This is a genomic window from Bordetella genomosp. 11, assembly GCF_002261215.1.
Lineage (GTDB): Bacteria > Pseudomonadota > Gammaproteobacteria > Burkholderiales > Burkholderiaceae_B > Bordetella_C.
Window position 1 is genome coordinate 3,349,483 of the sequence record NZ_NEVS01000004.1, and the last position, 26,824, is coordinate 3,376,306.

The 26,824-nt window shown below is 63.8% G+C and carries 26 protein-coding genes and 1 tRNA gene; 6 read left to right on the forward strand and 21 right to left on the reverse strand.

The window, feature by feature from the left end:
• Positions 1-320 precede the first annotated feature (320 nt).
• Positions 321-396, reverse strand: a tRNA-Lys gene (locus CAL28_RS22690).
• A gap of 333 nt (positions 397-729) precedes the next feature.
• Here CAL28_RS22690 and CAL28_RS22695 point away from each other — a divergent pair.
• Positions 730-2,346 carry a sensor domain-containing diguanylate cyclase gene (locus CAL28_RS22695; RefSeq protein WP_094843438.1) on the forward strand — a complete coding sequence of 539 codons (1,617 nt, stop codon included), beginning with the start codon at positions 730-732 and terminating at the stop codon, positions 2,344-2,346.
• Here the strand turns inward: CAL28_RS22695 and CAL28_RS22700 are convergent.
• Positions 2,343-4,568 carry an AsmA family protein gene (locus tag CAL28_RS22700; protein WP_094843439.1) on the reverse strand — a complete coding sequence of 742 codons (2,226 nt, stop codon included), beginning with the start codon at positions 4,566-4,568 and terminating at the stop codon, positions 2,343-2,345. The genes CAL28_RS22695 and CAL28_RS22700 overlap by 4 nt on opposite strands.
• A 206-nt stretch (positions 4,569-4,774) precedes the next feature.
• Here CAL28_RS22700 and CAL28_RS22705 point away from each other — a divergent pair, with 206 nt between their 5' ends.
• The 4 genes from CAL28_RS22705 (at position 4,775) to CAL28_RS22720 (ending at position 10,057) form a co-directional block, all read left to right on the forward strand.
• Entirely contained in the window at positions 4,775-6,724 is a 1,950-nt protein-coding gene (locus CAL28_RS22705; RefSeq protein WP_094843440.1) for an LTA synthase family protein, read from the forward strand.
• Positions 6,725-6,872: 148 nt separating this feature from the next.
• Positions 6,873-7,247 (forward strand): response regulator, encoded by a 375-nt coding sequence (locus CAL28_RS22710; RefSeq protein ID WP_094843441.1) that lies wholly within the window; start codon positions 6,873-6,875, stop codon positions 7,245-7,247.
• Entirely contained in the window at positions 7,247-7,903 is a 657-nt protein-coding gene (locus CAL28_RS22715) for a hypothetical protein (RefSeq protein ID WP_094843442.1), read from the forward strand. The genes CAL28_RS22710 and CAL28_RS22715 overlap by 1 nt, the downstream gene beginning before the upstream one ends.
• Positions 7,904-7,912: 9 nt before the next feature.
• Entirely contained in the window at positions 7,913-10,057 is a 2,145-nt protein-coding gene (locus tag CAL28_RS22720) for a putative bifunctional diguanylate cyclase/phosphodiesterase (RefSeq protein ID WP_094843443.1), read from the forward strand.
• Between the two features lie 11 nt (positions 10,058-10,068).
• Here the strand turns inward: CAL28_RS22720 and CAL28_RS22725 are convergent, their stop codons facing one another.
• Entirely contained in the window at positions 10,069-10,395 is a 327-nt protein-coding gene (locus CAL28_RS22725; protein ID WP_094843444.1) for a hypothetical protein, read from the reverse strand.
• Positions 10,396-10,802: 407 nt separating this feature from the next.
• Between CAL28_RS22725 and CAL28_RS22730 the strand changes: the two genes are divergently transcribed.
• Complete coding sequence (locus CAL28_RS22730; protein WP_094843445.1) at positions 10,803-11,435, forward strand: RNA polymerase sigma factor; 633 nt, start codon at positions 10,803-10,805, stop codon at positions 11,433-11,435.
• 58 nt (positions 11,436-11,493) lie between these two features.
• Here CAL28_RS22730 and sctC read toward each other — a convergent pair whose 3' ends face one another.
• The 18 genes from sctC to CAL28_RS22820 form a co-directional block, all read right to left on the reverse strand.
• A complete protein-coding gene (sctC, locus tag CAL28_RS22735) occupies positions 11,494-13,257 on the reverse strand; it encodes a type III secretion system outer membrane ring subunit SctC (RefSeq protein WP_094844797.1) in 1,764 nt (587 codons plus the stop codon).
• 74 nt (positions 13,258-13,331) lie between these two features.
• Positions 13,332-14,402, reverse strand: a complete 1,071-nt coding sequence (gene sctU / locus CAL28_RS22740; RefSeq protein WP_254926204.1) for a type III secretion system export apparatus subunit SctU — start codon at positions 14,400-14,402, stop codon at positions 13,332-13,334.
• The gene (sctT, locus tag CAL28_RS22745) at positions 14,399-15,199 is read right to left on the reverse strand and encodes a type III secretion system export apparatus subunit SctT (protein WP_094843446.1); all 801 of its coding nucleotides are present in this window, start codon (positions 15,197-15,199) and stop codon (positions 14,399-14,401) included. Before sctT ends, sctU begins: the two co-directional genes overlap by 4 nt.
• A gap of 15 nt (positions 15,200-15,214) precedes the next feature.
• A complete protein-coding gene (sctS, locus tag CAL28_RS22750; RefSeq protein WP_094843447.1) occupies positions 15,215-15,481 on the reverse strand; it encodes a type III secretion system export apparatus subunit SctS in 267 nt (88 codons plus the stop codon).
• A gap of 10 nt (positions 15,482-15,491) precedes the next feature.
• Positions 15,492-16,160 (reverse strand): type III secretion system export apparatus subunit SctR, encoded by a 669-nt coding sequence (sctR, locus tag CAL28_RS22755; protein WP_094844799.1) that lies wholly within the window; start codon positions 16,158-16,160, stop codon positions 15,492-15,494.
• On the reverse strand, positions 16,157-17,467 hold the full coding sequence (gene sctQ, locus CAL28_RS22760) for a type III secretion system cytoplasmic ring protein SctQ (protein ID WP_094843448.1): 1,311 nt from the start codon (positions 17,465-17,467) through the stop codon (positions 16,157-16,159). Before sctQ ends, sctR begins: the two co-directional genes overlap by 4 nt.
• Positions 17,464-18,153 (reverse strand): hypothetical protein, encoded by a 690-nt coding sequence (locus tag CAL28_RS22765; protein ID WP_094843449.1) that lies wholly within the window; start codon positions 18,151-18,153, stop codon positions 17,464-17,466. The genes sctQ and CAL28_RS22765 overlap by 4 nt, the downstream gene beginning before the upstream one ends.
• A 91-nt stretch (positions 18,154-18,244) precedes the next feature.
• The gene (gene sctO, locus CAL28_RS22770) at positions 18,245-18,739 is read right to left on the reverse strand and encodes a type III secretion system stalk subunit SctO (protein ID WP_094843450.1); all 495 of its coding nucleotides are present in this window, start codon (positions 18,737-18,739) and stop codon (positions 18,245-18,247) included.
• A complete protein-coding gene (sctN, locus tag CAL28_RS22775) occupies positions 18,736-20,055 on the reverse strand; it encodes a type III secretion system ATPase SctN (RefSeq protein WP_094843451.1) in 1,320 nt (439 codons plus the stop codon). The genes sctO and sctN overlap by 4 nt, the downstream gene beginning before the upstream one ends.
• On the reverse strand, positions 20,048-20,728 hold the full coding sequence (locus tag CAL28_RS22780; RefSeq protein ID WP_094843452.1) for an HrpE/YscL family type III secretion apparatus protein: 681 nt from the start codon (positions 20,726-20,728) through the stop codon (positions 20,048-20,050). The genes sctN and CAL28_RS22780 overlap by 8 nt, the downstream gene beginning before the upstream one ends.
• Positions 20,728-21,474: a SctK family type III secretion system sorting platform protein gene (locus CAL28_RS22785; RefSeq protein WP_141218231.1), complete on the reverse strand. Its 747-nt coding sequence runs from the start codon at positions 21,472-21,474 to the stop codon at positions 20,728-20,730. Before CAL28_RS22785 ends, CAL28_RS22780 begins: the two co-directional genes overlap by 1 nt.
• 3 nt (positions 21,475-21,477) lie before the next feature.
• On the reverse strand, positions 21,478-22,332 hold the full coding sequence (sctJ, locus tag CAL28_RS22790) for a type III secretion system inner membrane ring lipoprotein SctJ (RefSeq protein WP_094843454.1): 855 nt from the start codon (positions 22,330-22,332) through the stop codon (positions 21,478-21,480).
• Positions 22,333-22,391: 59 nt separating this feature from the next.
• Entirely contained in the window at positions 22,392-22,724 is a 333-nt protein-coding gene (locus CAL28_RS22795) for a hypothetical protein (protein ID WP_094843455.1), read from the reverse strand.
• A gap of 107 nt (positions 22,725-22,831) precedes the next feature.
• Positions 22,832-23,194 carry a tetratricopeptide repeat protein gene (locus CAL28_RS22800; protein ID WP_176464076.1) on the reverse strand — a complete coding sequence of 121 codons (363 nt, stop codon included), beginning with the start codon at positions 23,192-23,194 and terminating at the stop codon, positions 22,832-22,834.
• A 155-nt stretch (positions 23,195-23,349) separates the two neighbouring features.
• Entirely contained in the window at positions 23,350-24,840 is a 1,491-nt protein-coding gene (sctE, locus tag CAL28_RS22805) for a type III secretion system translocon subunit SctE (RefSeq protein ID WP_094843457.1), read from the reverse strand.
• A 30-nt stretch (positions 24,841-24,870) separates the two neighbouring features.
• On the reverse strand, positions 24,871-25,563 hold the full coding sequence (locus CAL28_RS22810; RefSeq protein WP_094843458.1) for a hypothetical protein: 693 nt from the start codon (positions 25,561-25,563) through the stop codon (positions 24,871-24,873).
• Between the two features lie 73 nt (positions 25,564-25,636).
• Complete coding sequence (locus CAL28_RS22815) at positions 25,637-26,068, reverse strand: SycD/LcrH family type III secretion system chaperone (protein ID WP_176464077.1); 432 nt, start codon at positions 26,066-26,068, stop codon at positions 25,637-25,639.
• Positions 26,069-26,118: 50 nt separating this feature from the next.
• Positions 26,119-26,772 (reverse strand): hypothetical protein, encoded by a 654-nt coding sequence (locus CAL28_RS22820; RefSeq protein WP_094843460.1) that lies wholly within the window; start codon positions 26,770-26,772, stop codon positions 26,119-26,121.
• Positions 26,773-26,824 lie beyond the last annotated feature (52 nt).

A 26,824-nucleotide genomic window follows, 5' to 3' on the forward strand; every position in this document is an offset into this window, starting at 1 on the left:
ATACCGCGCTCGATCGCGCCCGACTGTGGCACTTGGATCAGGATGCCAAATGCCCCGATGGACAGCCGGCTACCGGCAGATGAAGTGATCGGTTTTTCGCAGGCGCCAGTCGGCTACGCCCATGCAACCCGCTCTCCCTCGGGATAACCGGGGTAAACGTTTGCGTCCATCATGGATGGCGCCCCGACGAACCCTTTGTCGGGTGCTGGGCTAGCTGCTTGCCATCGGAAATCCAGGCCAACGCCCGGAAGGGACGAAAAAAAAGCACCGCGATCGCTCGCAAGTGCTTGATTTTCTCTGGGGGACCCAGAAAGGAATTCTGGTGGGCTGTGAGTGGCTCGAACACTCGACCTACGGATTAAGAGTCCGCTGCTCTACCAACTGAGCTAACAGCCCGATTTGCGCGATCCGAGGCTTGCGGGATATCCCGCGCGAACCTCGATACGGCCGCTCGACCCGGGGCGGAGGTCTATTCAAGATGCCCCGGGGTTTCCCCCAAAGCGACGTCGCCCGAATCAAGAGGCAAAAGTATACATGTTTTCTCCGCCTCGGCCAAGCCGGCCGCCCCGCCATCGCGACACCCCCGGCAGCCTGTCGCCCCAGCGCGACAAACCGCCTCCGGCATCCCCCCGTGGGCGCCCACAAGCCCGGCCCGCCCTCCTACTTTCGGAGGTACAGGGCGTATCATCCTTGGATTCCAAGCTTGAGTAGCGCCGGCAGCCCACTTCTATGTTCAGAATCGACCTGCGGCGTCTCATCCTGTGGCTGTGTTTATGTTCGGTACTGGTGGCGCTGGGGAACAGCTTTTACGCCAGCTATCGGGTACAGCGCGAAATCCTCCTGAACAACACCCTGGAAGGCAATCGCGCATACGCGGCCAAGCTGGCAAGGACCACGGACAACTTCATCAAGACCATCCGGCAGGAATTGGCGTACAGCGCCAGCATGCTGTCGGATATGGAGACCGGTCCGGACCGTGCCGCCGATGAGACGCGTCGCCTGATGCGACAGAACGATCATTTCAATTCAGTGCTGGTGGTGGACGCCACGGGCCTGATACAAGCCGTGGATCCGCCCCTCACGGGCCTGGTGGGCGCGCGCCCGGACAGCGAGGCCGTGCAGCGCGCGCTGCAGTCCAAGCAACCCGAGATCAGCGAACCGTATATGGGCATCACGGGACGCTGGGTCATCCTGAATTCCCACCCCATCTTCGACCGCCAGGGCCGCTACATCGGCTTTATCGCCGGTACCCTGTACCTGCATGAGCCGAACGCGCTGCACCTGCTGCTGGGCGAACACTATTACCGCGACGGTTCCTACCTGTATGTCGTGGATCGCACCGGCAAACTGATCTATCACCCCGACGTCGGGCGCATCGGCGAATCGGCGAGTACCAATCCCATCGTTGGCGACCTCATGCGGGGCGTATCCGGCGAACGGCGCGTGCGCAATACCAAGGGCGTGGAGATGCTCGCGGGCTATGCCGTCGTCCCGACCACGGGATGGGGCCTGGTAGCCCAGCGGCCCGTGCTGGGCACACTGCAGCGCATGGACGATCTTCTCTGGCTTACCGTGCGCAATTCCCTGCCCTTGATGATCGTGCTGCTGCTTTGCATCGGCTGGCTCTCCAAGCTGATCGCCCAGCCCCTATGGCAGTTGGCCAGCGCGGCCAAGCAGATGGACGAACTGGACGCTTCCGAACGCATCCGCGGCGTGCGGTCGTGGTACTTCGAGGCCGCGCAATTGAAGCGCGCGCTGCTGACCGGGCTGGGCAGCATCAATCACAAGATGCGCAGCCTGCGGCGCGAGTCGACGACGGACGCGCTTACGTCGCTGCTCAATCGCCGCGGCCTGATGCGGGCGCTCGACGAGTTCGCCACTACCGGCGTGCCGTTCGCGGTGGCGGTGATCGACATCGATAACTTCAAAGCCATCAACGATCGCCATGGGCACGACACCGGCGATGACGTCATCCGCGTGCTGGCTTCGCTGATGCGCCACGGCTCGCGCAGCAACGACGTGCTGGCGCGCGCTGGGGGCGAGGAATTCACCATGCTGTTGCCCGCCACCTCGCTGGACGACGCGGTACGCGCCGCGGAACGCTTGCGTGTGTCGATGGAGGAAGCGGTGAATCCCACGGGCGGCACGGTGACGATATCGATCGGCGTTTCCCGCTATCCCGACCACGGCAAGGACGTCTATGCCGTGATGAAAGAGGCGGACAAGGCGCTGTATTTCGCCAAGAACCACGGCCGCAACCAGACCTGCGTCGCCGCCCCGGACAGTCCGGAGGGTTTCCTGGCGGTCGCGCGGCCCGGCGCGGCCTCCGCCCAGGCGGCGCGCTAACGCGTCTGGCGCGCCTTCGTCGCGGGGCGCGGCGGCGGGGCCTTGGGTGCCTGCTGCATCTCGTGCAACATCGTCGAGCACTGGTTCTCAGCGCCCTGGTTGCTGGGGACGATCAAGGCCAGCAAGCCCGCCGCGGGCGTCAACGCGGCGCCCAGCGCCACCATCCCCGCCCCCCGCGCGACCAGCGGTCCGACCTTCACCCCCGCCTTGGGATTCTTCAATGTCCCGTTCACGTACAGGGGCGAGCGCAGCGATATGATGCGCAGCCCCTTGCTATGCGGCGTGATATCCAGGTCGATGGCTTCCGATTTGAAGTTGACGGTGCCATCGATATCGATAACCGCATTCTCGGTATCGAAGACGAAGAGGTCAGGCTTGGCCAGGCCGTCCTTCAGGGCGATATCCGCGGCCGCGCAGTTGATCGGCACTTCTTCATCGCCGAACAGCTTGGCTACGACGTAGTTGCCCACATTCAGGCCGGCCAGTTCCATCAGGCTGCTGCTGATAAGTCCGTCGTTGATCAGGATCTTGGTTTCGCCATTGGCGGAGCCCAGCAGCGCCGCGACCGAATTGCCGTTGGCGCTCAGCGCGGCGTCGCCATTCAGTTCGCCAAGGCTGCGCCGCATGCTCTGCACTTTGGGAAAGAGCTGCTGCAATTGAAGGCGGCGCGCGGAGACCTTGGCGCGCCCAGGCATCGGTTTCTTGGACCCGTCGAGGTGGATATCCGCATCCAGGGTACCGCCGGCCATGCCGAAGCGCAGCGGCGTCAGGGCCAGCGCGCCATCGTTCATCACCGCGCGCACCTGCAGGTCGCTGATCGGAAGCTGGGCGGACTGGATGATTTTCTTGGCCTTCAGACTGACGTCGGCGTCCATCGCGGCCCAGCGATCCGTGCGGAACTCCTGTACCGGCAAGGCCTTGTCCGGCGGCTGCTCCGATGGGCTGCCGCCGTCCGACGTGGATGCCTGTCCGGATGCCCGCTCGGCGCGCGCCACCTTGGCGCTGTCCGAAGCGGCCTTGCGTCCGCTTCCCTTGCCGGTGTCCGCCCCGACCAGAGGCCCCAGGTCCGCGAAGCGCAGCAGGTTGGAGGTGAATTGCCCCTGAAGGCGGGGCCGCGGCTTGCCGTTGGTGAAGGTAAGGTCGCCGTGGATATCGCTATCTCCGACCTTGCCGTTGAAATCCCGGTATTCATACACAGCGCCTTGCGGCTCGTTCAGGCGCCCGACCAGGTGCCCATCCGTACTGTAGGGCGGGGTATCGGGCAGCGCGACGCCGATCAGCGGATAGAGATCCGCCATGCTGGCGCCCGACAGGGTCAGGCGCAGGTCCAGCGCGCCCAGATGCATGGGATCCGTCAGCGTCCCCGTCGCCGAGGCCTTGGTCTGGCCAACGGCCGCCTTCACTTCCACCGGGAAGGGTTTGGCCGTGTCCTGCATGGCCAGCACCCCGCCGATGCGTCCCTGGCCATCGACCTCCAGGCCCTTGTACTTGCCCTTTGCGCGCCAGCCGAACACGTAGGCGTCGTCGCCGCCCTGGGGCGGCTGCGCCCCCGCCGCGGAACCGGCGCCCTGGGGCGGCGCCTTCCGGCCGGCCAGATCGCCGGCCACCGCCGCTCCCGCAAGATTGGCGATGGACACCGGCTTGCCCAGAGGGTCCACGACGACTTGCACATCGGCCTGGCGCGTTTCGTCCAGGTACCCGATGGTGCCCTTGTCGAAGGCGATTTCGCGCACATCCAGCCGCCAGGCCGAGCCCTTGTCCTTTTCCTTGTCCGCGTCCTTTTCATCCTGCGGCGTGAAGGCCCAGTTCGCGCTTCCGTCGGACCGCCGCTCCAGGCTGACCGACGGTTCTCCCAGTTCGACCTGCCGCAAGGCGACGGTGTGCGTCAGCAACGGCAGCAGGCCGACCCTGAAGCCCAAGTGTTTCAAGGTGGCGAATTGGGGCGCGCGGCCCCAGTCCGTATTGGCCACCGAGATATCGGCGGCGGTTATCTGGGCCCACGGAATCCAGGCGCGCCAGCCATGGTCCTCCTGGGAGCGCCGCCACGCGAGCGCCAGGTCGCCATGGATCGCCACCGGCCGCCCCAGCGCCGCGCTGGCCTTCTCTTCCACAAAGGGCTTGAATCGATTCAAGTCCAGGGTGGCAAGAAACACGATCGCGGCCACGAGGACTAAAATGACCGCTGCGCCGATACCGGCGAGAACCTTATATTTACGCGCCATTGCGTCGCCTTCTTCCAATTGCCGCCAGTCGGCGTGCCCGTCAGCAGGCGGCGGGGCGCATATTTCGTGCCACGGTCCTCCCGCGGCGAATCCGCATTAACATTGCGGCCCGGGGCCAGTCCCCTTGCAACCCGTGCCCCATGCGTAGGGGCCATCCACGATAGACAAAGGCATCACGGCCAGGCGCCGCAATGCCGGGAGAGCCCATGCGGCAACTGTGTTTGATTTTCATCGTCGCGGCGATGCTTATGTTAACCATAAGCCGTCTTGCCCTGGCGACCTGGCAGCGCACCCGGGTACGCAATGCCGGCGGGCTGTGGCCGATCCTGCGGGGCGGCTGGCGCATCGACGCCCACGAAGTCGCGATCCTGGCGGTCGCGCCCGCGGTGTTCTCTCCCTGGCTGGGGCATTTCCCCACCGCCGCGGCGATCACGTCGGTGTGGTTCCAGGCGGCGTGGCTATTGCTGGTCTTCATGGAAGTCGCGACGCCGCCCTTCATCCTGGAATACGATGCGCGGCCCAACCGGCTGTTCGTCGAATACCTCAAGCACCCACGCGAAGTCTCCGGCATGCTGTGGCGCGGATTCAAGGGGCCGCTGGTGGGCGGCCTGGTGGTGGTGGTCCTGGCCGCATGGATAGGCCATATCCTATTTGGCGCGCCGCGCCCCGACGCGCCGCTGGCATGGTGGCAGATACCGCTGCTTAGCGTGGCCGCGCTGGCCGTGGGCATACTTGCCATCCGGGGCACGCTGCAGCACCGCCCCATCAATCCGTCGACGGTGGCCTATTGCAGCGACGGCATGTTGAACATGCTGCCCTTGAACTCGCTTTACAGCGTGCTGTACGCCGTCTACAGCATGAAGAACGAGAAGTCCGCCTCCGCCGTCTACGGCAACATGCCAGATGACGAAATGCATGCCAAGGTCCTGGAAGCCGCGGGCTTGCCGCTGCCGCCGGCCGATCCCGCCTACCCCAGCATGCATACGCAGACGCCGTCGCATCCGCGCGCGCGCCCCCTGAATCTCGTCATTATTCTGGAAGAAAGCCTGGGGGCGCAGTACGTCGCCAACCTGGGCGGGCAGCCCCTGACGCCATGCCTGGACGCCCTGGCGGCGGATGGCTGGAATTTCACCCGCGCCTATGCGACCGGCACGCGGTCGGTGCGTGGCCTGGAGGCCGTCGTCACCGGCTTTCCGCCGACACCGGCCCAGGCGGTGGTAAAGCTGCCCGATGCCCAGCGGGGCTTTTTCACCCTGGCAGACCTGCTGGGCCGACAGGGTTACCACTCGCGCTTCATCTATGGCGGCGAGGCCCACTTCGACAATATGAAGGGCTTCTTCCTGGGCAACGGGTTCGACCATATCGTGGATCGCGGCGAATTCGTCGACCCGCAATTCGTCGGCACCTGGGGCGCTTCCGACGAAGACATGTTCAACCAGTTGCACCGCCTGTTAAGCGGCGACCAGGACCAGCCGACTTTCACCCTGGCTTTTACCGTGTCCAACCATACGCCGTGGGAATACCCCAGCGGGCGGATCCAGCCCGACGGCAATCCCGCCACGGTGGAAAACACGGTGCGCTACGCCGACTGGGCACTGGGACGCTTCTTCGAGCAGGCAAAGAATTCACCCTATTGGGAAAACACGGTATTCCTGATTGCGGCGGATCACGACTCGCGCGTCTCGGGCGCCAGCCTGGTGCCTGTGCGCCACTTCCACATTCCCTCCGTCATCCTGGGAGGCAGCGTGGCGGCGCGCCGCGACGATCGCATCATCAGCCAGATCGACCTCGGGCCCACGCTGCTGTCCCTGATGGGATTGGAGAGCCGGCATCCCATGCTGGGCCGGGATCTGACCCGCCCCTTGCCGGACGGCGACCCCGGGCGGGCCATCATGCAATACGGCGACAACTACGGCTACCTGAAGGGGGACCGGCTGCTCGTGCTCGGTCCGCAAAAAGCGCCGGTGCAATACCGGTATGCAGCGCCCGAAACCTACGAGGCCGTGCCGGTCGACGAAACATTGGCACGGGAAGCACTGGCCCACGCGCTATGGCCCAGCTGGGCGTACCGCGAAGGACGCTACGCCCTGCCGCCGCTACACGGCGCGGCCAGCCGCGGCGTGCCATCGCTACGTCCAGGGCTGGAACGCGCCTGACCAGGTCTATCGCTGGCCCGTTAGAAACAAATCGAAACGTCAGGGTCGTTTTGTATCATTACCTCACCCGTGATGCGGGCGTTTTTGTTAAACGTGTCACACTACCGAACAGAAGCTCATCGCCTGTGCTATTAGAGAACCTGCCAGAATGACCGACACTCCCCTCCAGATCCTGATCGTGGACGACAACGAGATGGCGTCGGAACTGCTGTCGGAATTCGTCGACCTGCTGGGCCACAAGTGCCGGGCGGCGGCAACCGGACGCGCGGCCATCGAGGCCTGCGACGCGGCCCGGCCCGACGTCGTCGTGACCGACATCGTGCTGCCCGACCTGGATGGCTATGAACTGGCCGCGCGCCTGCGCGCCCGGTTCGGCCAGGAAATCCGCATCATCGCGCTCAGCGGCCTGCCGCGAAACAACGACCGCGCGGAAGCCTCGAATTTCGATGCCTGGCTGGAAAAGCCGCTGGACTTGTCCGTCCTGGAACGTCTGCTGGGCAACCCTGGAGAAACGTCGACATAATGCCAGCCGCCAATCATGACCTCCGTCTGGTAGAAGGCATCCAGCAAAGAATCCTGGCGCACGTCTTCCCCGTACTGCGCCATGATGCATTGAAGCCGCTGTCCAACGCCAAGCTCACGATCGTGCTGCTGGAAAAGGCCATCGCCAAGGGCACGCTGGCCTCCGCCGATCCGCCGCCCTTCATCACCGACCTGGATACCATGCTGGATGACAGCGTGGCCGCGATCCGGCTGTTGAACAACTGGTTCCAGGATGACGGCCCGGCGATGGACGTTAGCGCCATCGTCCAGGAATGCCGTCGCCTGGCGTTTTCGCAGTTGCTGCTTTCCGGCAAAAAAGTGCAGATCGACGACTTCGCCCAGGCAGCCCCGGTCATGCATCGCACCAGCCGCTACGTGCTGATGGCGTGGATGATCCTGGCCATCTACGGCTTGCCCGAGCGCGGTGTCCTGCATATCAAGCAGGATGGGCCCACTACGTTGGCGGCGCGAGCGTTGCCCGCGCCGGCGGACGCGACCACGCGTACCCTGCAGCCCGAAAGCCCACCTCCCCTCTCACTGGAGGAAGTGCATTCCATCGCGGCCTTTTACGGCTGGCGAGTCGAAAAGCAGGACGACGGCTGGTTCTTGAACCTGCCACCACCTGAAAGCAGTTGAGAGACCGCGATGAGCGCCTCGCCTTCCGTCAATGCCGATCAGGAGCTGTCGCTCATCCCGGTGAGCGTACTAGGCCTGCGCGATGGAGAAGATTTTCCAGGCGTGCAGGAGCTCTGTCGGCTGACCGGGATTTTTTTTGGCGTTTCGATGTTTGCGGTAACTTGGCTGCGCGACGCCAGTCCGGTAAGCCTGTGGTCCAGCGGCGCCTGCCGGCGCACGTCGCAGCTGCTCGCCCGGTGGAGCTATCCGGCGCTGGACTCGCCGGACGTCGTCATCGCCACGCCCACCGAGCTTGCCTGGCAAGACTGTGTCACCCCCGAACCCGGCGTATCGGCCGCGCAGCGGCCGGTCGGATTCTTCGCCGCGGCGCCGCTGACGCTGGCCGACGGCACGCGCGTTGGCGCGCTCTGCATCGCCGATACCGATAGCCGGGCGTTTTCGGCCGACGATATCCAGCGCCTGCGCGACTTCGCCGCCATGACCAGCGAGGCCCTGCGCGCGCAAAAGGCGCTGGCCGACACCCGGCGCCGGGAACAACTGCTGTCCCGGGCGTTCCGCCTGGCCAAGGTCGGCGGCTGGGAATACAACGTCATCACGGGCAACCTGACGCTCAGCGAACAGGCACTGGAAATCTACGGCATGGATACCAGCATCCAGCCGACGATCGAAACCCTGATGCGGCGTTTCTATCCCGGCGATGCGCTGATCGACACGCGTGAAGACTTCGCCCGCCTGCTACGCGAAGGCCGCGGCTACGATTCGCGGCGCCGCATCCAGCGCCTGGACGGGTCCTCGCGCTGGATTCATGTCCTGGCCGAGCCGGAATCCCAGGAAGGACAGGTCGTCCGCGTCCACGGTCTGGTCGAGGACATCACCGACGAGGTCGAATCCCAGCGTCGCCTGCACGAATTGGCCTACACCGACAAGCTGACCGGCCTGCCCAACCGCGGTGCCTTCCTGCTGGAGCTTGCCCGCCTGTTTTCCCAGGCCGAGCCCGTCGTTCTGATCTCCATCGATATCGACGGATTCAAGGACATCAACGACACCATAGGCCACCACGCCGGTGACCATCTGCTGATCGAAGTGGGCCGGCGCATCACGGCGCATTTCCCGGTAGGGACGTTCGTCGCCCGCGTGGGCAGCAATGAATTCACCGTCATCGCGACAGGCACTGCGACGGTGGAAGATCCGGTGGACTTGATGAATCACTTGCGCCTACAACTGAGGGCGCCCGTCCATTACGCCGACCAGATCCTGTCGGCCTCGGTCAGTATCGGCCTGTGCGCGTCGCCTGCCCAGGCAAGCGACGCCGACCAGATCGTACGCAATACGGATATCGCCCTCTACCAGGCGAAAAAAGGCGGCGGCGATCGCACCGTGATGTTCGAGCCGGAGATGCGCGACCGGCTGGAAGAGCGTGTCCGGCTATTGCGCAACGTGCGGCGCGGCATCGAACGCAAAGAGTTCATGCTGTATTACCAGCCCATCTACGATATGCGCACCCACACGCTATCGGGATTCGAGGCGCTGATGCGCTGGTCGTTGCCAGAAAAAGGCATCCTGCCGCCGAGTTATTTCTCCGCGGCCTTCGATGACCAGGCGCTGGCGCCGCAATTGGGCGACGAAGCCTTGCGCAATGCCTTCGAGCAGATGCGCCGCTGGATAAACAAGGGTTTCGACTTCAAACGGGTTTCGGTGAATGTCGCTGCCGCGCAATTCTATCGGCAGGACCTGGCCGGCCATATCCTGGACATGCTCGCGCGGTACGGACTGCGGCCGGATCAGCTTACCCTCGAGATCACGGAAAGCGTTTATCTGGGGCCGGGCGCCGACGCCGTGGAGGACGCGCTGCGCATCCTGCACCAGTCCGGTGTGGGCATCGCCCTGGACGACTTCGGCACCGGCTATGCGTCGCTCACGCAATTGCAGCGCTTCCCCGTGGATTCGCTGAAGATCGACAAATCCTTCGTCCAGAACCCCGATGCGGGTTCCATCGTCGACGCCATCATCGCGCTCGGAACGAGCCTGAACATACAGATCGTCGCCGAAGGCGTAGAAGCCTCGGAGCATCAGGAAACCCTTTTGCGGCGCGGTTGCCGCTACGGTCAGGGTTATTACCTCGGCAAGCCCATGCCCGCCGAATTCTACGCATGATGCGTCGTTGATCAGGTAGTCCAGGCGACGGCACCGGGCGCCGGTTCGGTTTGGATGGCAGATGCCGGCTGGCCGTCCGGCGCGACAGAGCTGTCATCGGCCACCCCTCCCAAATAGCGCGCTTCCAGCGCCATCCGCCGCCGCATCACCGCCTCTTCCACGCCGCGCTTGGCCCGTTCCACGGTGCGGGCGCTGCCGGTCTCGTAAGAGGTTTGCCACCAGTATCCGACATCGCACATGTCCTCGAACCAGTCGATACGTCCATGCGTCTTGCCCGCGATGTCGATGTAGTTCCAGGAGTAGATCTGCGAAACCCAATACATCGTCTCCATACTCATGTCCGGACTCCTCGCTTGAGGGCACTCGCGAGGGTGGAAAACGAGAAAGGCGGAGGGAGGACACCAATCCCGCAATATCGCCACGCCTGCGAGGCCGGAGGCCATTCTAGGAAGCGAGGCTGGCGAAGGGTATCCGAAAAATCTGAGTCCGGCGCATTGCGTCCGCAGGCCGATCACGCGGGAATTTCCGACGCGTCTCACCGCGCTCCATAGCGCGCATGCGCACTATCGGACGAATCCGAACGCGGATTCCGACACGCTATTCAGAGGGGGTTTCGTCCTATTTTCCACGGACGAAAGGAACCCCTGCAAGACCGTTGAACACACCTGAATTTTTGCTTGCACACTTCGGCCGGGCGCGAAAGGTATTGCGCCATACTGGCCCGCCGTGACCTTTTGGCTACCCCATGCGATATCTCCACGACAATCACCATGGCATCCAGGCGGCACCGCCCATCTCTTACGACGTGTCGACCACTACAACGAACGCCAATATAGCCATCGCCTCGTCTCACAGCGCCTACGAGGCTGTCTTTCGCGAACTGGTCCAGAACCACGCCACGCGCCTGCATCGCTTCATCATCAAGCACATCGGCAATTGCCCGGATGCGGAAGACATTACCCAGCAGGCCTTCCTGGAGGCGGCCAAGTCCTATCACAGCTTTCGCGGCGAATCGCAGCTCTCCACCTGGCTGTACGGCATCGCCCTGAACCTGGTTCGCAACTACCTGTCGCGCGCGCCCGAATGCCGATACTTCTTCGTTGGCGAGGACGCGCTCAGCGACCATGCGTCGCAGGACCTGACGCCGGACGACGCCGCTGAACAGAACCAGACCCTGCGCCTGCTGGAAGAGTCCATCGCCGAACTACCGGAGAACATGCGCAGCATCCTGTTGATGATGGGACTGAACGACCTCACCTACGAGGAAGCGGCCGCCCGTTTGACCGTCCCCGTAGGCACCATACGCAGCCGGCTGTCGCGTGCACGGGCGGCCCTGCGCTCCAAGCTGGAAACCAAGGGCATCCGGCTGGACGCCTGAAACCGGCGACGTTCCCGACCGGCTGCCGGGAACGCCCAGGACGCGATACCTGGGGCTTTCAATCCGCAGCCGACCCTTTCTGCAGCACGCGCGTCGGACCCGACTGCAGCAGTCTCAGCGTCCGGTCCGCCCCATCGGCATACACGGTGGAACGCGATCCGCCATCCCAGGACCACCCCACGGCATCCCCCCACTTGAGCAAGGACTCCGGGATCAACGGCGCGCCGTTGATCTGTACCAGGCGGGGCCGTATGACGAACATGCGCTCCCAACGCTTGTTGGTCTTTCTCTTGTGCGAGAACAACGCCCCCAGGCCCGGGATATCGCCCAGCAAGGGGACCTTATTGATCTCGTCTTCGTTCCCGCTGCTGTTGTAGCCGCCGATCAGCAGTGCCTGGCCATCCCCCACCACCGCCAGCGTGCTGATGCTCGTCCTGCCCACCAGGGGCAGCCCGTCCTTGAAATCCTCCTGCGAGATCTTGCCATCCTCGATATCGACCGACAGCTCGATCGCGCGGCCTTCGCTGCCATCGATGAAGCGAGGCGTCACCCGCAATGAAGTGCCGACGGTGACCTCGCGGACATCCGCGATACGCTCGCCCGTCAACCTGATATAGAAGGTCTTGGACAGATCGATCAGGGCACCCATGTTATCCGCCGTCAGGATGGATGGCTTGGACAGGACGTTCGCGTCATTGTTGTTCTGCAGGGCATTCAAGCGGGCCAGCAGCGAATCGGCCACGCTCAGGCCGACTGTCCCCATGGGCAGGTTGCCCGGCGACAATTTGCCGTCGGGCTTGGCGGGCGACGGGTCGCTATAACCGTAGCCGAACTGGGTCTTGCCCACGCGGCTGCCCCAGCGCACGCCCAGCTCGTTGGTCACTTCGGCGCGCACGTCCACGATCATCGCCTCGATCTCGATCAGCGTGGTGGGTACGTCCAGCTGCGAGATCAGGGAGCGGTACACAGCCATGCGTTCCGGAATGTCCTGCACGATGATGGCGTTCAAGCGCGGGTCCGCCTGTATCGTTGCTGCCCGGGTGCGCCGGCCTCCCTCGAATGCCGTACCGCGGCCCGCCGCCGGGGGCCTGCCCGCCGGCGATGACGGGCTGGTGGTCACCGGCCGGGGTTCGTACAGGGGCGGCTGTTCCCGCAAGGGCGCAGCCATCGCCGACAGAACGGAATTTCCCGCCCCTGGGCCGCTGCCGTCGAGGAGCTCGCGCAGGATCGTCGCCAGGCCCGGCGTGGTAATGGACTGGTCCCGATACCGCACGACACGGTCATTGACCGATGCGTACTTCAACCGGAACACCGCCACCTCCTGCCTGCCCGCGGTCGGCGGTAGCGCATTGATGGTGCGCTCGATCAGCGCGACGTAGGCGGGCGGACCCGACACCAGGGCCAGCCCCTGGTCCGGCAATTCTCCCCAACCGAAGCGGTCGTCGATCACGCCAAGCCGGTCCAGCGCATCGCGCAGACCGGCAATGGCGCCGTTGCCCACGCTGATCGTCTTGGTGACCATGGCGCTGGCCGGGCTGACGAAAAGCGTGCCCGCATACACGAACCAGTTGAAGCCATAAACGCCAGCGAGCTTGTCCAGGAACTCGGTCGGATTGCCGGCCGTGAACTTGCCATTGACCAGGCCGCCGATACCCGGCGCCGATTGCAGCGTCAGGCTGAAGCCGCTGGCGAAGCGCCGCAGGACATTCTCCAGCGACTCGTCGGATGCGAAATAGGTATAGGGCACCGTGGGCCATGAAGGCGCGGCCTCGACATTGGCCGCGCAAGCGCACGTGGCGAAGGCCAGGCCGAGTCTGGGCATCGTCTTCCGACCGAAGGAATACCACCGCTGAAACATCGTTGTCCAAGTCATTGATCAACCAAAATACGCGCCTTCTACAGGAATCCCGACGGACCTGCCTTGTCTTCCATCGCCAGATCACGTACGGCACGCAATACGTGCGCGACCGGGACGACGAGTTCGCTCGGGATGTATTCGTTTTCGCGGGCGTCGGCCAGCAGCGCTCGCGCCAGCGGCACATCGCGCATCACGGGGATGCCGCAACGGCGCGCCATGTCTATCATCTGCAGCGCCACGCCATCGCGTCCTTTCGCCACGACGATAGGCAGCGGAGTCTGGTCGGGCACATAGCGCAGGGCCACCGCGACATGGGTCGGGTTGACCACCAGCGCCGAGGCCTTGCGCACGGCCTCTGCCGGGGCGCTATTGCCCATTTCCTGATGCAGCCGCTTGCGCTGCTGCTTGATCTCGGGCTGCCCCTCCATATCCTTCTGTTCCCGCTTTACCTCGTCCTTGGTCATCATCAGGCGCTTGTTGCGTTGCCGCCGCTGCCAGCCCATATCGAGACCGGCGATCAGCAGGCAGAACACCGCCGTATAAAGCAGCAGCATCCGGAACAGGCCGCCATTGACGGCCAGGACACCCTCGAGGCCGCCATGCACCGCGTATACCAACGGGCCCAGGCCGGAGCGCAGCAGCAACCAGGTCAGCAGGGAGAAACAGACAATCTTGACAGTCGACTTCAGCACCTCGACAAGATTCTTCATGGAGAAGATGTTCTTGACGTTGGAGACGACATTCAGCTTGCTGCCCGACGGCTTGGCCTTTTCGGGTGCGAACAGCACACCGATCTGGCCGAACTCCACGAACAGCCCGAACCCCAGCACGATAAGCAGAAAGGGCCATATCAGCCCGATGCCTTCGCGCAGGCAGATGCTGCCCGCAGCCTTCAGCGCATCGCCGAATTCCATGGTGACCAGGGTGCCGGGTGCCGCGAGCAGTCGCAGCAGGGACGCAAGAATATTCTGGCCATTCAGCACCACATATGACAGCAAGGCGAGCGTCAACAGGGTCTGGCTGAAGTCGCGGCTATAAGGGACATCCCCTTTCTTGCGCGCATCCTGCAGCTTCTTCGGCGTCGGCTTTTCTGTTTTTTCGCCGCTCACGAAGCCCGCCAGAGGTTTGCCAGGAAAGGAATCAGGTCGATCGAGCGCCTGGCCTCCTGGTCGACATGCCCGAAAAGGATGCCGATGTACAAAACGAGCACGAACAGCGCCAGGCCGGTCTTGATGGGCATGGCCAGGAAGAACACCTGCAGCTGCGGAGTGAAGCGGCTGGCCAGCCCCAGGCCCAGCTCGGCAAGCAGCATGATGATGACGACCGGTGCCGCCAGCAGGACCACCAGGTGCATCAGGCGGTCCATCTGCGCGAGCAGCAGGGAAATGGCTTCGTGCCGCAGCGTGGGGAACCACTGCCAGGGATGCCAGAGACGGTAGCTGTCGTACAGGATGGACAACAGCAACGAACACCCGCCGCCCACGAAAAAAAAGACCCCATACGCCAGTTGCAACAGGATGGCGGTCGGCGTGGTTTCACCGCCCATGGTGGGATTGAGCAAGGCGCCCATGCTGGCACCGCGCTGGTAGTCGATGACGGTACCCACGGATTCGATGACCCAGAAAGGCATAGCCAGGAAGAATCCCAGCACCATCCCGATGAATGCTTCCTTGACCACCAGCAGCAGCACCTCGAATAGCGTAAGGTCTGCCGATGCCGCGCCGGCCGAGACCTGCGGCATCACCACCAGCGCGAGCGCAATGGCGATCGCCCCCCGCAGCCGGCCCGGCAGTATTTGCTTGCTGAAGACGGGGAGCATCATGCAGAGAAGCAGAATCCGGGGCTGCGTCAGCGTGATGGACAACAGCAGGTCATATACCGCCGTGTAGGTGCCGACGTCCTTCATGCGGTTACCCTCTCGTCATCGGATGGCACGGAACGATTCGAAGATCGACAGCGAATAGTTGAAAATCTCCGTGCCCATCCACCCGGCGGTCAGCAACAGCGTCACGAAGACCGCCAGCAGCTTGATCGCGAAGGAAAGCGTCTGCTCCTGGATCTGCGTCAGTGCCTGGAACAAGGAAAACAGCGTCCCCACCACGGATGCGACGACCAAAGGCGGCAGCGATAACCAGAAGATCAGATACAGCGCTTCCTTCAGGTAAAAGATAAGTTCGGCGACGTTCATGCTGGCCTTTCTAGGTATACGAAAGCACCAGGCCCTGGATCAGCTTGGTCCAGCCATCCAGCATCACGAACAGGAAGAGCTTCAAGGGGATGGCAATCGTGACGGGAGACACCATCATCATCCCCATCGCCAACAGGATGTTGGAGACGATCAGATCGATGATGATGAACGGCAGGTAAAGCAGGAAGCCGATCTGGAACGCCGCGTTCAGCTGCGAAATCACGAAGGCGGGTACCAGCACGAGCAGATTGTCCTCCTGCAGGCCGCTGGCCTGCTCCTGCCCCCACAATGACGCCGCGGTATCCATGAAGAAGCGCCGTTGAGCCGGACTGCTGTGCTTCATCATGAAGGCGCGCAGCGGCGCGGCCCCGTTCCGGACCGCCGCCATCAGGGTGTCGAAGCTCTGCGTGGGCGCGCTCTGCACCGTCGCGGCCTGATAGGTATTCCTGGCCTCCTCGACGACCTTGCCCAGGAACGGCGCCATGACATAGACCGACAGGATCAAGGCGAGTCCGTTCAGCGCCATGTTGGGCGGAATCTGCTGGACGCCGATCGCGTTGCGCAATAGTGCCAGCACGACGGAAATCTTCAGGAAAGACGTCGTCAGCATGATGGCCAGCGGCAATACCGCCACGCACGAAATAACGACGATCAGCGCGACCGGATCGATATTGCTCAGGCCCATGTATCGCGGCCCGGGATCAAGGTCAGCACCCGCGCGCCTATCCTGCCATCGATATCCACCAGTTCCGCCGTCCCGATAAAGGTACCGTTCGCACGGATATGCACGGGCCCGGCATCGATCGGTCGCTGAAGATCAAAGAACTCCCCTGCCCTCAGGCGGCGCAGCTCGCCCAGCGTCATGCTGTGTTCGCCCAGGTCGAAAACCAGGCGCACCGGGATGCGGTCCACATCCGGTCCCGCGCCTGGGCTTGCGGGCTCCACGGCGCAGGCAGGCGCGGCCGCGCCATCCTGGGCCAGGGACGGGTAGTCATCCCCTGCAGGCACATCGGGCTGCCCCGGCGGGCGATAGCCCTCTGCCGCCGGCGTCGCATCCTGGTCTGTCGGATATGCGCTTTCCCTGGGCAGGGGGTCGTCCTCCGGCGCGTAGCCGCTTGCCGTCGGGTGAAAATCGTTCATGAGTAAGGAGCTCCATTCCTGAGTGACGACATATCGCGGCGCGCCCCGCTCGCTTGCGCGCACGCGCACGCCCTGGCCGTCCGCGGTGGCCAGCCATACCTCGCCGTCCGGGTCTGCCAGGCACCGATCGAACAGCACAACGTCGCCCACCTCCAACGCGCCGACACTCGCCGCATCGAGCAGGGTTTCGCCCACCAGCGCCAGCAGGGGGACAGACAGCGCGTCCAGAAATCCAGGAACGCTCCCGCAATCCGGCGCCGGATTGCGGGCGAGGGCATCGCCCAGGCGGCGCAAGCCGGCGTCATCCACCGCGAGTTCCGCTTCGACGGTGCGCGCCGCATCGGGTGACCGTATCGACACTGTCCAGGCATAGGGGTACACCGCCGGGCTGCGGGAGAAGCCGTCGGCGAGCACACGTATCCCCGGACACATGGCCGTGACGGCCAGGCCCGCCATCGCATCCTGGACCATGGCGTCCCATGCCGCATCCACGAATCGCGGAGGCAATGCGTCGATCTGCAAGTCGGGCATGCGGACGGCCAGCCAGTCCTCGCAGATGCTCGAAGGCAGGCGAACCCGCAACCGCGCGTCATGCCACGCGAGATCAATGCTGCGACATGCGTCGGCATCCGCATTTTCGCCTTGATCGGGGCAGGAATGGTCTGATGAACGGCCATTCGAATATCGCGCATGCATACGGATATTCCACGGCCGCGCATGTTCGTCTGCCCCGACACCCGGGATCGGAATCAACGTGCGATCGCTGCCATGCCGGGCGATCGTCGTCAATGCCCGTGCCTGGACCTGCTTCCACCGGGCCAGCCTTAGCGGCTGCGGCATCGTCATACGGGCTCCGAGGGCGGCGTTGCGGGAAAGGCGTCGGCACGGACTTCCAATGCAAGACGATCGTCGTCATGCGCCGCCACTTTGACCGAGACGTCGCGCGACAACTCCCTGGATATCCGCTCGGCCAACGCCGGCGCGCCCCGGCGCAACCGTTCCCGGGATAGCGGATGCACGCTGACGAAGTCGACCGCAAGCCGCCCCTCCTGTTCGAGGACGGAAAGCCGTGTAGCCGGCAACAGGTCGTTCTCCAGCGCCATGCTGATCGCGCGTCCGCCGTCGTGCAGGGTCTCCAGATAGACCTTGGCCACGATGCCCCCCAACGCAACCAGATCCACGGAAGCTGCCGGTGCCGTCTCCTGAACGTCGGTTTGCCGCTCGTCGATGCTCCCGTGCCTGGCAACGATACGGGCGACTTCATCCTGTCGGTCCAGGTGGCCCCCGGCGAGCTCGGCGGCCACGCGCGCTTCGGCCCCATCGAAGGCCATCGTGCGCGGGCGTTCGCCGGCATCCGCCAGGAGCGCTCTGAACAATGCGGCGTCCTTCGGATCCACGTCCGACCCGAAGAACAGTATGCGCAGGCCCTCGGCCCCGGGCATCCGCCGGCTCATTTCCTTGCCGCGCTGCGGGATGGGACCCCCGGCGATCTCGCCGGACGCAGGCAGGCGCCCGGGCATCGACACATTCATCTTTCCAACCTCCTGATTGACCCACGGCGCGCGGTACGCCCGCCGCCATGCTTGCTGCGATCGCGGACACGCCTTTGCCGCGGGCTTTCCTTCATATGACGCTTCTGCCATGCAGCATCACTGCGGTCTCGTCCAAAGCGTCCTCCAGGGTTTTCTCTTCCGCGGCGGCGCATTGACGGCGGTATATCTCCAGGACCTCCACGGACTTTCTCGTCGCCCTGGCAGCGGCGGCCCGCGCGGAACGCCCCTGATCCAAGGCCGCCTGGGCCTGATCCCGTTTTTCCGCCGCCGTGTCCGCTGCGCGTTCCAGCGCGCGCGTCCGCTGACGCAGCGCGTCTATCTTGCGAAAGGCCCGTTCCAGCGCCTGCCGGTTGACCGGCGCCGCCATCAGCTCCGCATACAGGGCAGCTTCCTCGTCGCCGGCCTGGCAGCGCCAGGAAGCCAGCTGCCGCTGCTCGCGCTGCAGGTGGACATTGGCCTCCGCGCAGTCGCGTTGCAGGCGCCCAAGGGCGCGCACGGCGCGGTCCTCGCGCAGGTTCCTCAACGCGACAAGATTCCGCCGCAGCCCGCCGCCCACACCCGTCATCCGTGCACCAGGTCCATCATGCGTCCCACGGCACCATCGAAACTATCTTTCTCGTCGGCGTGCTGTTTCAGGAACCGGCGTATATCGCCGATCTTGCGGACGGCCTCGTCGGCCACCGGGTCGTTGCCCGGCTGGTATTCGCCTATATTAAGAAGCAGTTCGATCTCGGCGTGCCTGGCCATCAGCTCGCGAAGGCGGCCGGCCGCGGCCGCATGTTCGCGCTGGACGACCTGGCCCATGACGCGGCTGGCCGACGCCAGCACATCGACGGCGGGAAAGTGGTTCTCCGCGCCGAGCTTGCGGGAGAGGACGATATGCCCGTCCAGGATGGACCGGACTTCGTCGGCGACTGGCTCTGTCATGTCGTCGCCTTCCACCAGGACGGTATAGAAAGCGGTCATCGACCCATGCTCGCTCATGCCGGCGCGTTCCAGCAACCTGGGCAGAACGGCGAAAACGGACGGCGGAAAACCACGCCGTGTCGGCGGTTCTCCTGCGGCCAGGCCGATTTCACGCTGGGCGCGGGCGAAGCGGGTGACCGAATCCATCAGGAACAACACACGCATGCCCTGGTCGCGGAAGTACTCCGCGATGGCGGTGGCAACGAAAGCCGCCTTGACGCGTTCCATCGCCGACCGGTCGCTGGTGGCGCACACGACGACGCTATTGCGCAAGTTGTCACCCAACTCCCGCTGCAGGAACTCACCCACTTCCCGGCCGCGCTCGCCGATCAAGGCCACCACGCGCACGTCGACGTCCGCGCCGTTCGCCAGCATTCCCATCAGGGTCGATTTGCCACCGCCAGCGGCGGCAAATATACCCATGCGCTGCCCTTCCCCGCAGGTCAGCAGGCCATCGATGACCCGGATGCCAAGTTGAAGCGGGCGTTGTATCGGCCGCCGTGTCAGCGGGTGCGGCGCCGCCCCCAAGACCGGGTAGGTCTGCGTGGTGTTCAGCGGCCCGCGCGAGGCTTCGTCCATGGGCCGGCCCAGGCCGTCCAGCACGCGCCCGAGCAACTCCATCCCCACCGGAACGGTCAATGCGCTGTCCGTGGGGACGACTTCCGTGCGAGGCGAGATGCCGCGTGTATCGCCGATCGGTGTCAAGAGAACCGCGTTGTCGGCAAAGCCGATGACTTCCGCCTTGATAGCCTCGCCGCCGTCCGGATCCCGCAGGATGCAAAGCTGGCCGACGCGCGCACCCGTCACCGCCGCCCGGATGATCGTGCCGGTTACCTGCGTGACCCGGCCGACCACCTCCAGCACACGGGCATCGGCCACCCGCGCACGCATTCCCGCCACGATGTGATCAAACATTGTCGGCTTCTCGTGGGCGATCGCGGTCTTCCCCGTCGGTCGACGGGGCCATCTGTTCGAGCGCATGCTGCAGGACATCGAGCTGCCGCCCCAGGCTGGTTTCGATCGTGCCCACCGGCGTTTCGATGCGACAAGCCCCACGCTCGTATCGGTCGTCCGCCACCACATCCACGTAGTCCACGCTGGGAAACCGCGACAGCAGCGATTCCAGGTTCTGGCGCACCAGCACGGCGTCGTCCGTATGGACACGCAACAGTATCTGCTTCTGCTGGCGCAGCAATGCCAACCCACCGCGGACGACGGCAAGCACACGTTCGGTATCGTCGAAATCGGCCACGATCCTGCGCATCGATGCGACCACCACGCCGACGATATCGGCTTCGACCCGTTTCAGGTAAACCGATGTCTGTTCGCGGATACGCAACATTGCGGCTGCCTGCTCAAGCTGCGCGGCCTGCTGGCCATCGGCATAACCGCGTTCCCGCTCGGCACGGTAGACATCACGCGCCTGTTCCACGATACGCTCGGCATCCGCGCGGGCCTGGGCCAGCAGTTGCCTCGCATCCACGAAAGCCAGGTGTTCCGCACGCCTTACGACCTTGCCGACCGGTGCAACGCGGGCATCCCGACTGAGGTCGCCGCCATCCGGGCGTGCATCCAGAAGAAACGTCATCACCGCCCCCCGAGCGCCGAGCCCGCATGCACGGCAGTCACCAGGGCCATCGCCGCATCGCTATCGACCGCCGCGGCTACGGCGGGATCCATCGTGGCAACCGCCGCGTCTGAAGCATCGCCGCGGTGCGGATTACCGCACTTTGCATCACCCGGGTCCGACTCGCCGAAATCCGGTTCGTCCGTGGCAAACACGTCTTCCGGGGCAAGCGGAAGCTTCAGGAACAGGCGGCGCCCGATCTCTGGAGGCGCGGGCAGGAAGGCGGCATGGATCGCGGCATAGCCGGCACGCATCACATGACGCAGGGCTTGATCCGCATCGCGGAACATTTCGCCCGGCAAACCGGGATGCAGCGCCCGTCCATCCCTGATCCAGCGTAGCGCATCGTCACCCAGGCGTGCGCGCAAAGCACGCACCGCTTCGCCCGAGATGGCGTAGCGCAGGCGGGGAGTGCAGAGCACCACGCCTATCTGCCGCGCCAATGCGGCCAAGGCATCGGTTCCCAGCACCGCGACCGCCAACCCGACGGCCGTCAGATCCGTAATGGGGCTGTCCAGCAAGGCTTCCCGTTCAAGTATCCGCCGGGACCAATAACGGTGCCATACCGGCGCGGACGCCGGCCGGGCAGCGAGCGCGGCAACATAGGCCGAGAACTCCGCATCCCCGGCCCGCGACGGATGCAGCGTCCTGCTGGGCAGAAAGTTGAAGATCACCATCGCCCGTTCGCACAACGACAAATCAGACATGGATCAGCCCTGTTCCAAGCTGTCCAGATTCGGGACCCTGGCCGGCATATCGCCAAGCGCCGCGCCAACCCGCCGGCTGCGCCACGCCCAGATGCCGATCGCGATAAACGCGCAGGCCAGCACGGCGCCGCCCAATATCCACCAGTTCAAGGGGGTAGAGGCAGCTCCTGTGCCATCGCGCATCGTGCCCGCAGCCGGCAGGCCTGTCGCCGCCGCACCCGCACCGGCTGGCCGCTGGGCCACCACCAGAACGACCGAGACCCGGTCTTCGCCGAGCTCCGGAATAGCATGCGAGACCAAAGTCCTAATCTGGGGTTTCAACACATCGAGGTTGAAACCGGCCTGGTGCTTGATGAATATAGCGGCGCTCGCGGGTGTCTTGGCGATCCGGGCCGCATCCTGGTCGGGTAGTACCACGTGGACCCTGGCAACCAGCACGCCATCCATCTTCGACAACGTACTTTCCAGTTCCTGGGACAAGGCATAGATATAGCGCGCCCGTTCTTCCAATGGCGACGAGATCATGCCTTCCTTGTGAAAGACCTTTCCCATGCCTTCGAACCGCGCGCGCGGCAAGCCCTGCTGGCGCAACACGTTCAACGCCCGGGCGACGTCGGATTCCGCCACCGATATCGTGACGCCGCTCTTTCTGATTTGTTTTTCCGCCGGAATCGCGGCCTGCAGCAGCGTGCCAAGAATCTCGTTGGCCTCGCTATCCGTGCTCGACGAGAACAGTTCGACCCGATTGGAGCATCCCGCGAGCATCACCATCCCGGCCAGGATGATCCATCGCGCCAGACGCCCTGGGCAGCGGCCCCCACGCGGCGATATCCCGCACAGTCCTTGAGCCAATACCATCCAGACGCGGGACCCGGCCGCCCACCCCTGGCAAAACAATTGCGACAAGAATTGCAAACTCAGCCCCGCGACATGACATCGGCCGTATGGGACACTTTTCCCAAAGCCTTGCTGACGACGTCGATCGCGACGGACACCCTGCTCGTCGTCCGCACCAGCTTCAAGGCATCCCGTATGACGCTGCCGTCCAGGACGGGGCGTTGTTCCAGGTCCGACGCCATTGACCGAGCCTGCTCCCAATCGTTCGATATACCCGCCAGGCCGCCTCGCATACCCTGGACGATACGCGTCAAGGGGGAATCCCCACCCGCTTCGGACGTATCACCCGACGCCGTATCGCCGTCTTCGGACGACGGCGCGTTCAGCGCCGCCAGGAACAAGTCGACTTGCATAGGGTTGGCCGGGACGGACGGTTGTCCACTGGCTAGTGGGTCCGTAACCTGGTCCCATGATGCGACTTTCAATTTGAACTCCTGTGTGGAAAATATCCGGCCCGCGCTTATTCGCGCATCGCGCTGGATAAGGTGGGCACGAGGTCCGGTGCGACGTCGCCCCGCGCGATGGCGCGCGAGAGCTTTTTCTCCGCGGCTGTCCGATGCCCGGCATCGCGCAGCATCAAGCTTGTGCAAATCGCGGCCAGCCCGTGCTCCGGATCCAGGCCCGGCGTCCGATCCACCACGGCAAGGCCCGCCTCGGGACGGCCGGCGAGCATGTGCACCATGGCCAACCCCAATCCGACGGTGGGGTTGTCCGGGCGCAAAATACGCAGGCTGCGGAAGATGGTCTCCGCGGCCTGCGTCTGCCCCAGGAACGCACCGATAAAAGCGATTTCGGCGAGTTTCTGGGCGATTTTCCCGTCCACGAGCATGTTTCGCGGCGCGCCGACGGCCGTCTGCGTCACCGAAGATCGGGAGTGGGACGGAGACGACGCGCCACCGGAATCGCGTCGAACAATGTGCAATACCATCTACCTGCCTGCTGCGTGGAAGGGGAAGTCGAAAGCGGGCTAAGCCGAAGCTAGGCTGTCATTTGCTCGCTCTGGATGGCCGCCCTGTCGACGAGATCGTGTGTGTAGTTCTTTATCATGTCCGCGTCCGATTTCAGGTTCTGTCCGACGCGGTCCATGGCGCGCCTCGTGCCCTCGTCCGCGTCCTGCACATTGTCGCGGCTTATCGCCAGGAGCTGCTCCAGCTTGCGCCGGTCGGCCCCCGTTATGTCGACCGCGTACTGCGCTTTGGAAAGTTCGAACTCCTGCCAGCCGTTGCCCACGCCCATCAGCCCATTCGTTGCGTTCAGCGCCGACTGTCCGACCTTCGCGCCGACATCCAGCCTGGGCTGCCAGGCTACGGCCGTATCCTTGAGGGTCGTCGCTGCGCCCCTCAATGACCCGACAGTCGTGGTTTTGGCAGCTTGCATAACGTCCTTGAACAAGGCCGACAACTCGGTGAATCGTCCCGATGAATCACGCAGAATCTGGAGCAGCTTCGATACATAGGGCTCGATGGCATGCAGGAAGCTCTTCAAGGTATCGGAAACGAACTTGGTGACGTTCGACGCGGCGGATCCCGCCGCGTTGCCGGCACTCGATGCGGCCTTGGTCACCGCGTTTGCCGCCCCGCCACCCCATGTCATGGCGATATTGGCGCCCACGATCACGATCATGCCGAAGATCTGCCCCCATTGCTCGGCTTTTTCGATCGTCGCCTTGCTTGCGCCGACGGCCTTCGCGATGGTGCCAAAAAGCTTGGAGATGGGCGTGGGATCCGAAAGGATCACACCCAGGATGGAACCCACCATATTGGCCAAGCCATCGGCGCCCTTTTCAGAGACGACCGATCCCACGGCCTTGATGGCTTTGGACACGGATTCGATGACGTGGACATCGCACTTTTGCAGCACATGGTTAGCGAGGCCCAGCCCGGCCATTGCCAGCATGGGCCATGCGGCTCCGCCGGTGGCAATCGTCGCCACCGTGGCGACCGCGACCCCGATGTAGGGCATGTAAGGACCGAGGTTCTCCGACACCCAGCCGACCAACTGGTTGTACCAGGTCCCTGCTTTCTCGGCGAGTTCACTCGACTTCTTTTCGAATTCCTGGATGCTGTTCATCTTCGCATCCATGATTTTGTCGACGTGAGCCTGCATCTGTTCATTGATGCGATTCGATTCGCCGTTGACTTGAGCGGCGTTGGCCTCTTTGCTCAATTTCTGCGCCTCGCCAACCAAATACCCCAGGTTCAGGGGCGACGGAGCGACCAACGGAGGCGTCGACGGTTCGTCCGGCGACGCCAGCTGCGGCGCACCGTTCGCATCGAACAGCGTGCCCGCCGGCTTTTCGTCGGAAGACTTGCTTTCCATACCAGAGGGTTTCGCGACAATCTGGCTCAGTGCGTCCACGAACAGATCGACCGCGGTGCGGGGCTGCAGGGCGCTTGAATCGCGGCCTGCCTCCGCCGGTGTGCCGGTGGGCCAGAAGAGCCCGGCGGCGTTCTGAAAACTTGTATCCATAGCAACCCTCGAATAAAACCAATAACTTCTTTACGCCAATGTGCGGACAGCTGCGCGCAGGTACTCCAGGCGCATATCGTTCACTTTTTCCACGCGCTTGGCCGCATCCGATACATCGCCGTTGCGCCGGCGCAGGATGTCCATGGAAAGCTGGGCATCGCTATCCCGCAATTGCCCTTCGAGATCCTGGTACTTCTTCTGGACGTCGTACTCCGTGCCATTCTTATCGCCGATCGCCGACGAGAGGCCACCCAGCCCCTGCTGCACGTATTGGCCGGACTGTCCTACCCTGTTCCACGAATCCAGCTTCTGGCCGCGGGGTGTGTACGCCGACATATTGGTTATGCTGCCATCAGCGCTGGCCTTGCTCATTTGGTTTGCGCTACCCGCGACGCTGCCGAGCGTGATGCCCCCGGCCAACATGGACAGCACACTGGATGCCGTCCTGCCGGCGCAGCGCCACCAGGCCCCGTCCATTTCCTTTTCGCAGCTTTCATATACCGAAGCCTGCCTCTTTTGCAGGTCCGCGCCGCGCCGCATCATGGACTCTTTCATATCGCGAGCGTTTTCCTTCAGGGCCGCCTCTCCCAAGAGCTGTTCAGCCTCGGCCATCGCGCGCAACACGGCGGCTGCCGACGTGACGGGCGAAGGCAGATCGGTGCCGCCCTGATACGAGCTTTGCATTGCCATACCGGACATCGTCGATGCGGATATATTGGGCATGATGAACACTCCTTAATATTGGAAATTTCGAATGGAAGCGCGGAAGTGCGCGAAAAAATACGAAATCGGTGAATCAGGCGGCAGGTCTCAGCCGAGCCAGGAGTTGATTGCAGCGCCGCCTCACCGGTTCATGCTCGGCCTTGCTGCACATCGCGCTTGCGAGGTCGAATGACTCCAGCGCGCGGGCATGCTTGCCCATCGCGCGGAAACAATCACCCGCATGCATGACTACGGCGGGATCGCTCGCATCCATGAGTGCCGCCACGGAATACATTCGCATGGCCTGTTCATGGTCCCCGAGCATCTGGGTGGCGGCCGCCAACCCCTTCATATACCGGGGCTCGTGATGGTCGTACGTAACCAGTTGCGCGAAGAGATGCTGCGCCACGTCGTATCGGCCTTCCGCATACACCTTATAAGCCACGGCGTACAAGGTTTGCCTATCCTCCGCCGGAATCCCGACGGAATCACCCAGGGGGCGGCCGTCCTTGAGGATCTTGCGCACCTGGGCCAGGATATCGGCCCCCTGGGCCCGGCCACGATAAGCCGCCGCCATCAGACAGAACCCGGAATCCGCGCGTAGCCCATGCCGATCGATTGATTGGCCTTGATCAAGCCCTGGACACTGGTCTGGTGCTGGCTGATGTTGCCGACCAGCATGCCCTGCTGCGAGTTCGCCATGGTCTGGAATCCGGAGATTTCATCACGAAGTCCGTCCAGTCTGGTCCTAAGGGTTTCCAGGTCGCCCTTGGTGGAATTTTCCGACCTGGGAACCATGCCCATTTCCTGCAACATACGATTCATTTCCGTCAGTTTTTGCTGGTCATAGGCCGGTCCTTTTTTATAGCTCGTATCTTCGCGATCCTCCGCTCGCTTGGCGAGAATGTCTTCCAGCTGCTTGAGCGAAGGGTTGTTGTTCTCCTTGCCGCTGGGAATCGGGAAGAGCTCGAGGAAGTCGCCCACGGCGGCCCGCACCTCGTTGTTCTGGCGAGTTTTCCTGATAAGCCGCGCCGACTCCCTGTTGTTCTGAACCAGCGTGTCTCCATGCGACTGCGAGACTTCATTGCCTGTCGCGATAGCGTGGCGTATGGCCTGCTGCCAGGTGTGGATGGGCACGTCGGCATAAGCGTTTCTCAAGGCTTGGCTACCTCCGGTATCGCCATAGCCACCGTAAGCGCCATGCCTGGGCGCGCCGATTGATATGTACATTCTGAACTCCTTGTTTGCCGCAAAGAGCCCGCAAGACGGACTCGCGGCGTAG